We start from the raw sequence: 7,565 nt of genomic DNA, 5'->3' as shown, positions 1-7,565 counted from the left end.
CCGCGTCGGTGAGCGCGTCCTTGTCCCGGGTCTGGGAGGCCGGCAGCAGCGAGAGGCAGTCGAGCCGCTTGTCGCGGATCAGCGCCTGCGGCAGCTTGGCGTCGCCGTTGACCACGTTGATGAGGTCGTAGACGACCCGCCGCTCGGCCCCCATGACGAGGTCGAGGTTGCGCAGGCCGACGTCGAAGTCGACGACGCAGACGCTCTTTCCGCTCTGCGCGATGGCGGCCCCGAGGGCCGCCGTGGTGGTCGTCTTACCGACGCCGCCCTTGCCCGATGTGACGACGAGAACCTTAGACATCGCTGCTCCCCTTTCGCTGCAACCATCAGGGCAGCGCAGAACATATCGCCGTGTTTACACGACGAAGTGGCGTCTTGTGCGCCGCGCTCACCCTGGCTGGGCAAGACAATCACAAGCAGATATGAGTTAAAAAATAGTTAAATGCGTGTGCGCTGAGCGTATTTATCAAATGATAATTCGCCGGACCGCCAGAGATATCTGCCGCGGCTCTGGCCAAACGTCGCTGACCACATGGGCGCTTGCGACCGGATAAGTTCGCGGGCCTTCGGCAGGCGGTGGCCGCCCGATCGCACGTGCGGGTAGGCTGGTGGCCGACGACACACGAAGAAGCCCCACTCATCCGCTAGCCCTCTGGCGCGGGACCCGCAACAAATCGGCGAGGAGGCGAAGTCTGTTGGCCGCCCACATCGATCGCAACACGCTGAACCTTCTCATCGCTTTCGGGAAGCAAAAGGGTCGGCTCTCGCCAGAGGACCTGCTGGCGGCCCTGCCCATGGACGGGCTGAGCGCCGAGGACATCGCGCTGTTGGTGCTTGAGATCGAGGAGGCTGGGGTGCCTGTTGAGCTCGAAGAAACGCTCCTCACAGTGTCGCGTGCCGAAGGTCCGCCTTCTGTGAGCAATCCCCTGGCGCTTCCAAGCGAGCCTGCCAGCGGGATCTCTCACCAACCGCGAGAGCTCACGAGCGCTACCGCCCCTTCGCTCACGACCGTTGGCCTGCCGGCCCAGGACGGATCTGCCCAGCCCGTCGACGGATTGGCGGACCGAACACAGGTGAGCCGGATTGTTGCGGTCGCCGGCTTCATCACGTTCTTGGTCTTGGCTGGCGGCGTGCTTTTCATGACTCGCTGAAAGCGCAGCCGCATTGGCTTGCCGGCTCCGTCCTTTCCGCACCCTTGGCGAGATCGAAGCATCGTTCCTTGCACGACCTTGGCCAGAGCTGCACTCTCACTGAGCCGTCGAGGCGCACCACCGGCCAGCACTGGTGCCCGGGTGCGGAAGGAGCGTGACCGGTGAGCCGCATACCTTTCGTCTCGCTCGTCACTCTTGCACTCTGTCTCTGCACCGGCCTCGCCAATGCTGATGAGCCCGCCGTCGAGGCGCTGACCCGGGTTGTGAACGGCCGCACGTTCGATCAGTTCGTGCAGAAGGCGCTGGTAGACTACGCGGTGCCCGGCGCGGTCATCGCCGTCGCGAAATCCGATGGCCCTGTCTTCGTCAGGGGCTACGGTGTGCGTGAAGTCGGGAAAACGGCGCTGGTTGACACACAGACGCGATTTCAGATCGCGTCGGTGAGCAAGTTCATCGCCGCGACGGCCGTGGGAACGCTGGTCGACCGCGGGATCGTCGCCTGGGACAGGCCCATCGCCACGTTCGCTCCGCAGCTTGAACTCGCTGTGCCCTACGCCACCCAGAACGCGACATTGCGGGATTTCTTTGCTCACCGCACCGGCCTGCCCGCCTACACGGGTGACCTCCTCACAGAGTTCGAGCTTGAGCCTGCCGAACTGGTTCGCCGCGCCCGGTTCCTGCCATTCGACCACAGTTTCCGCGAGCGGTGGGCCTACTCCAACTACGGCGTCTTCCTCGGTCAGCAGGCTGCCGCGCAGACTGCGGGCCTGACTGCACCGCAGCTCCTTGCGCATACCGTCCTAGAGCCGCTCGGGATGAAGCGCAGCGGACCGGTGCAGGCCACACTCTTCGAGGACGAGAACCGCGCGGCCGCACACGATCTCGACGGAAGCGTGATGGCTTACGAGAACGTCGATGCTTTCAGCGGCGCCGGGGCCGTCGTCTCCACGGGTGCCGACATCGCGCGCTGGATGAGCATGCTGTTAGCGGGCGGCGTTTTCGAGGGGCGCCAGATGCTGACCGACGCAACACTTGGTGCGATCGTCGCCGCCAGCATGGTCGAGGGACCGAGCGGGCCGCTGCACGATCCGAACGCTGCGGCGGGGCTCGGTTGCGACAGCTACCACTTTCTGAACCGGCGGGTCGTCGAGAAGAACGGTGCCCTCAACGGCGTCCGCACCATCGTCTCACTCATCCCCGAGTTGAAAGTCGGCATCGCGATCTTCGCCAACAAGCAGCTCACGGTGTTCCCCGAGGCTGTGCGCGCGGAGTTCCTGGAGCGGGAAATCGGCGCATCGGGGCGGGATCTCCAGGCTGAGATCCGGTCGGAACAGGCCTCCTGGACGAACTTGGTCGCGATCCCGAAGCCGCCTGCCGACGCCTTGCCGATGGCACACCCGTTGGACGCCTACGCAGGCGTCTACCAGGGCGCGCTCTACGGGCAACTCCGTATCGCGACGAGGAGCGATGGGCTCGTCGTCACCATTGGAGGGCGCCCGGCCAAGCTAACCCTGTGGTCGGGCGACGCCTTTCTTCTCACCTTCCCGAACCCGGACGTGGCGCCGGGCCTTCTCACCTTCCGCTTCCAGAATGGGGCCGCGACCTCGGCGCGTATCGACGGTAGTCGCGTAGCCGGAACCATGAGCGTCAATTACGGCTCCTTCACACGGGTGCCGTGAGCCGCAGTCAGCGTGCGCCCGCGCGCGGCAGGCTTCGGGCCAGCGTGGCGCCGATGAGTGCCGCGGCCGCCACGAGGGTCATCACGCCCGAGAAGCCTGCGAGCGGGTAGAGGATCGCCCCGCTTGTGACGCCGAAACTACCTCCGAGGAATGTGCAGGCGTTGATCAAGCCCGAGCTCTGGCCCGCAGCTTCGGGCGGCAGTGCCGAAAGAGCAAGGCGCGGGGCGGTAGCATAGGGCACGGCAAGGCCGGCTCCGAACAGGAACAGGCCGGCGCAGAGTGTCTCCTCGGAGCGGTGATGCGCTGCAGCGGCGATCACCGCGCAGGCGACGGCTACGACGATGAGGGCGCTTCCGAGTGCGCTGGCCGGACCTAGCCGACGGACCACTCGCGGCGCGAGCCGGGACGAAGCAAACAAACCCACGCTCAGCGGCAGGAGCATCAACCCTGCGCCGATAGGACTCAACTGAAGCCCTGTGGTGCCTTGAGCATCGACGTTGAAGTAGAGGAGCGTTGACAGGATGCAGAACATGGTCACCGCTCCGATCGCAGCCGCCCGCAGGAAGAGCGGGGATCGCCGGACCTGGGCGAGGTCCACAAACGGATCGGCGGAACGTCGCTCGACGCGCACGAACAGGATGGATGCCGCTGCTGCGGCGGCGAAAGGCAGGGCAACGTGGATCGGCGCCTGCGCAACCCGCGCCAGGCCGTTGAGCGTAAGGATGACCGACACCATCAGAACGGCAAGAAGAAGGAACCCCCCGGCATCAATCTGTGACGGCCGTCTCGACGCAGGCGTCTCTTCTCCTGTTCGAGCAGTCAGAAGCAGGATCGCCGCAGCGATCAAGGCGACGGCGGTGCACCCGAACACGCTCCGCCACCCGATCGCGTGCGTGAGCGCGCCGCCGACGAGTGGCCCGAGGCTGAACCCGAGCATCAGCGCCCCCGCCCAGGCGCTCAAGGCAGTAGCGCGCCGCGAGAGGTCAGCCGCCTGTCCGATGCACGAGAGTGTCGCGGGCACAGCGAGGGCTGCCCCCAGCCCTTGAACCGCGCGCCCAGCCAGGAGCAGCCCAGGACCCGTTGCTGCAGCGATCGCGGCCGAGGCGACGCCGAAAAGGAGCAGACCTACCAAGGCGACGCGCTGTGCCCCCATCCAGTCCGAAGCCTTGCCGCCCAGGATGATGCAGGCAGCAGACATGAGCAAATAGCTATTCACCGCCCAGGTCATCTCCTCGGGACCGAGAGCGAGATCCGCACGCATGGTCGGCAACGCAGCCATGATCGCGGTGCCATTAACACCGACTGCGAGCATGCCGAGGCAACAGGCCAATCGGATGCGGGCGTCCCGGGCGTCGGCGGCCGCGCTCACTTCAATACTCCAAGATTTGACTGTCGATGACCCATCCCTTCTGCCAGAGCACCGTCCGGACATGAACTATGGGCTGCGAGGCGAGTTCGGTGCAGATCATTCCAGAGCTATCTTGAGTGTTGCGGCCGATGTCGCGATGCTCATTGCTCCGACGTCCGAGTGCACGCCGGTGGGGCGTCCGGCACCCTGCGCGCGCCCACGCTCTCAGCTGGAGCTGCTTGGATCCTCGCCCAGTGAGATCGTTCGCTCAACGACATGCTTGAGAGGTGCATTCTCGGCTGTGAGGGTCATGCGAAGCGTTAGGGTGTTGCCCTGCGCGAGGCCGTCGCGAGCGACACGCTCAATCTCGCGCTGGGAGGTGACCCCGACCTCCTTCAGGAATTTGCGCAATTCAATGTTGAAGCGGTCCTCGTCCATGGCTTTTCCTCCACGCGTGGTGTGATCACTCGTCAACTCATGGGGCCAGCGGTTAGCGGCGAGACTGATCTACAAGGCTTACGCATCGTTGCTCCGCCCTCGTGCTTGCGTGTGGATGGAGACCATTTCCAGCACTGCTCCATCAAGTCAAAGCGTCTGTTCTCTACGCGGCAGGAAATGGCTGCTGGTTGCGAAAGCTCGGTGCTGCGCTGGTTCGGCATTTTGGTCTCACCTCCACTCTCTACTCTTCGAGAGGCCCGTCCGCGAAACTTGCAGCGACACAGATCAAGAGATGAAGCCTGAGGGCTCCAGGCTTCATTGTTCAGGAGATGCGGCTAATTGAGCGCGACGGGATCAACCTCGTTCAGGAAGGCTCCGACCTCGCGGAAGAACTGCATGCGGTTCTTCTCCATCATCACTGTATGTGTGCCCTCGCCGACCTCGACGAAGCGCTTGTAGGGCGTCGCGGTTAGCTTCGTGAAATATTCCTGAGCCTGATAGCTCGGGAGGTCTGCGTCCCATTCCGCGTGGATGACAAGGGTCGGGACGCGGATGAGGCCAGGATCGTAGAGCGGCTTGCCAGCCTGCCAGTATTCCTGGGAATCCGCGATGATGCCGTTCGGTGCCCGGAGCACGGGCGGGCTCTGCGCGGCGCCGACCGGGTCAGTCGCCCAGGTCGCGTCCGCCCATTGCTCGAACCAACCTGCTGGGATCAGGTCGGCCTTCTTGTCCTCTGGCACTCCCTTGAGCCAGCGGTCCTTCGCGCTGTCTCGCGAAACGCTGCGATATGCGCCGAGCGGACCGGAATTACCGAGGTTCGGTGGTGCCTTGGCAAGCCATTGCGGCGCGTAGAGCACCAGACGGTTCACCTTGTCGTTGTTCTGGCTCGTGAAGAGCCCCATAGTCGAAGTGCCCCACGACCAGCCCATCAGATTGATCTTGTCCACACTGCGCCGCTTCAGGATGGCGTCGACCGCGCTACCGACGGCACTTGCCGCGTCGGGGGTGCGCATGAAGGGCTTGTTGTCCTGGGCGGGCGCGCTCATCTGCGCTGGCCGGTCAGAGAAGCCGTAGCCAGGCAGGTCGACGAGGTAGACGTCGTAGCCCTGGGCCGCCAGATAATCCATCATCGAGAGCCCGTTGAGCGGCAGATCGAATGACGTCGAGGCGGGGTAGGTCGCTCCGTGAACGTAGAGTAGGATCTTCTCGGCTGGAAATGCGCTCATGCCCGCCGGACGCTTGTTTCGAACGTAGAGCGTGATGCCGGGATCCTGCGTTGGAACGCGGAAGCTCTCGGCCTCGATAGGCTGGCGCTCTCTGGGCCTGGACGCGGCGGGCTCGACTGCACGGGCGGTCCCAAGCGACAGGTTCGGCAGGGTAGTGGCGGCCGTGACGGCCGCGAGGCTGAGCAGGATGTGGCGCTTCGTCGATGTTCTCTGCATCGTCGTCTCCCGACCACCGGCACGGCGGACGAGAATTTGAAGCATCGGATTCCCTGCGCAGCAAGGCGTTGCACGTTAGGGTTAGGCCCAAACCCATCACACTGCCGACCGGTCGTAAGATCTGAACCGTCGCCAGAGCGGACGACTCCTAGGAACCGTTGATGGGCTCAAACCTCGCCTTCGCCGTTCGGTGCGAACCGCCTAGCTGTCGAAAACATCGAATGTCTCGATGATGGTAGACTCTTGTCGGAGGTAAAATGGGTCTTTGCACAAGCGCAATCGTTGCTTGGAGACCGCGCTTTTGTTGCGGTGGCGTTTTGAAAAATGAGGTTGGCCTTGGGGGTCACTGGTCTGTTGAGGCGGGCTTTGGACCCTGTGCCCTTGGAACGCCTGCGGCTGTTCTGGAGAGCACAGAAGTGGTCCGAGCCTGGGTCACGGGACGTTTCCGCGGAGAGCAGAGTTGCTTGAGCTTCGTCAGCGTGTCCTGGCCGACGCAGCCTATACCCTGCACGATAGACACCTGAGCTAACCAGCCTTCGCACGATCGCGCGGACTGCGCCCAGTCCCGGCGGCCGATATATGATCCCGAGAGCCTTCGCGCATCGCCTCCGGCCTCACAGAAACTGATGCATTGTCTTGGACGGCGCGGGGATGCTCGACGGGCGGGAAGATGCGCTCTAAGCCGCAAGCCACGCCGTACAGCACCGGATCAGAAGTTGGCCCGTCGATGGGGGGACAATCGCTGACTTCTCGCATCGCACTCTCGTTTTACAATCGGCACCCTCGCCAAACGCCGCCAGTTGCCTGGCAGCAAGCGATTGCTCTTAATCCTTGTTAATTATGCGAGATGAAAATTGTTTCAGATGCCGTGTTGTCATTTTTGTTGACCAGGCAACCATCCGTCTCTCCCACATGAGCGCGCCGCAGCTTCAGGATCTTGGTGCCGCCGCTTGCGATGGAGATGGGGCGGTGGCTAGGCAGCCATCATTCGCTTGGAGTTCGCTGCCACATGCTCGCTGTAGCGGTTGACCAGCGTCTCACAGGAGCCACCCGTCATCAGCGTGCGACGGCCCCTCAGTCGCCAGAAAGCCTGCACTCGCCCCGAGACCTTGGCGATCTGTACAAGGACCGAGAACCGTCACCTGCCGAACAGTTGACATATGAACCACCTGCAATCATGTGTGCGCCCTTCATGTAGACCGGAGACAAACGTGCAGGACGAGGGTGGAATTTTTCGTAGCGATCTAGTGGAGATGACGGCCGAGATCGTTTCAGCTTACATTGCGCGCAATCACGTTGCCGTCAGCGACATGCCTGCACTCATCGTCAGCGTTCATTCTACGCTTAATAGCCTCACCAGCGGTGCCGCCGTTTCCGCTGTAGCAGAGGAGGTCGAGAAGCCGACGCCGGCTCAGGTCCGCAAGTCGATCACGCCGGACGCGCTGATCTCGTTCATCGACGGCAAGCCCTACAAGACGCTCAAGCGCCATCTCTCGACCCACGGGCT

At 63.4% G+C, this 7,565-nt stretch carries 7 protein-coding genes; 3 read left to right on the top strand and 4 right to left on the bottom strand.

Annotated elements, in window-relative coordinates; genetic code table 11:
* The coding region (locus tag E1J50_RS24500) for a nucleotide-binding protein (protein ID WP_165937965.1) at positions 1-301 on the bottom strand (301 nt) is incomplete at its 3' end.
* A 394-nt stretch (positions 302-695) separates the two neighbouring features.
* On the opposite strand from E1J50_RS24500, the gene E1J50_RS24495 reads away from it, so the two are divergent.
* Together E1J50_RS24495 and E1J50_RS24490 are read left to right on the top strand one after the other, a co-directional pair.
* Positions 696-1,151 (top strand): RNA polymerase sigma factor region1.1 domain-containing protein, encoded by a 456-nt coding sequence (locus E1J50_RS24495; protein WP_165937964.1) that lies wholly within the window; start codon positions 696-698, stop codon positions 1,149-1,151.
* Positions 1,152-1,312: 161 nt separating this feature from the next.
* Entirely contained in the window at positions 1,313-2,830 is a 1,518-nt protein-coding gene (locus E1J50_RS24490) for a serine hydrolase (protein WP_132256630.1), read from the top strand.
* A gap of 7 nt (positions 2,831-2,837) precedes the next feature.
* Here E1J50_RS24490 and E1J50_RS24485 read toward each other — a convergent pair whose 3' ends face one another.
* The 3 genes from E1J50_RS24485 to E1J50_RS24475 form a co-directional block, all read right to left on the bottom strand.
* A complete protein-coding gene (locus tag E1J50_RS24485; RefSeq protein WP_165937963.1) occupies positions 2,838-4,199 on the bottom strand; it encodes an MFS transporter in 1,362 nt (453 codons plus the stop codon).
* 204 nt (positions 4,200-4,403) lie between these two features.
* Positions 4,404-4,616 carry a DUF6494 family protein gene (locus E1J50_RS24480; RefSeq protein ID WP_132256626.1) on the bottom strand — a complete coding sequence of 71 codons (213 nt, stop codon included), beginning with the start codon at positions 4,614-4,616 and terminating at the stop codon, positions 4,404-4,406.
* A 335-nt stretch (positions 4,617-4,951) separates the two neighbouring features.
* Positions 4,952-6,058: an alpha/beta hydrolase gene (locus E1J50_RS24475; protein ID WP_132256624.1), complete on the bottom strand. Its 1,107-nt coding sequence runs from the start codon at positions 6,056-6,058 to the stop codon at positions 4,952-4,954.
* Between the two features lie 1,253 nt (positions 6,059-7,311).
* Here E1J50_RS24475 and E1J50_RS24465 point away from each other — a divergent pair.
* Positions 7,312-7,565, top strand: a 254-nt coding sequence (locus tag E1J50_RS24465; RefSeq protein ID WP_245516737.1) for a MucR family transcriptional regulator, incomplete at its 3' end; no start/stop codon positions are given.

It is taken from the genome of Methylobacterium segetis (assembly GCF_004348265.1).
In the GTDB taxonomy this organism is placed as follows: domain Bacteria; phylum Pseudomonadota; class Alphaproteobacteria; order Rhizobiales; family Beijerinckiaceae; genus Methylobacterium; species Methylobacterium segetis.
This window is presented reverse-complemented; position numbering and strand designations above follow the sequence as displayed.

Excerpts from the sequence above, each read along its gene's own strand:
- E1J50_RS24480 (WP_132256626.1), bottom strand. The coding sequence starts at position 4,616 with ATGGACGAGGACCGCTTCAACATTGAATTGCGCAAATTCCTGAAGGAG.
- E1J50_RS24475 (WP_132256624.1), bottom strand. The coding sequence starts at position 6,058 with ATGCAGAGAACATCGACGAAGCGCCACATCCTGCTCAGCCTCGCGGCC.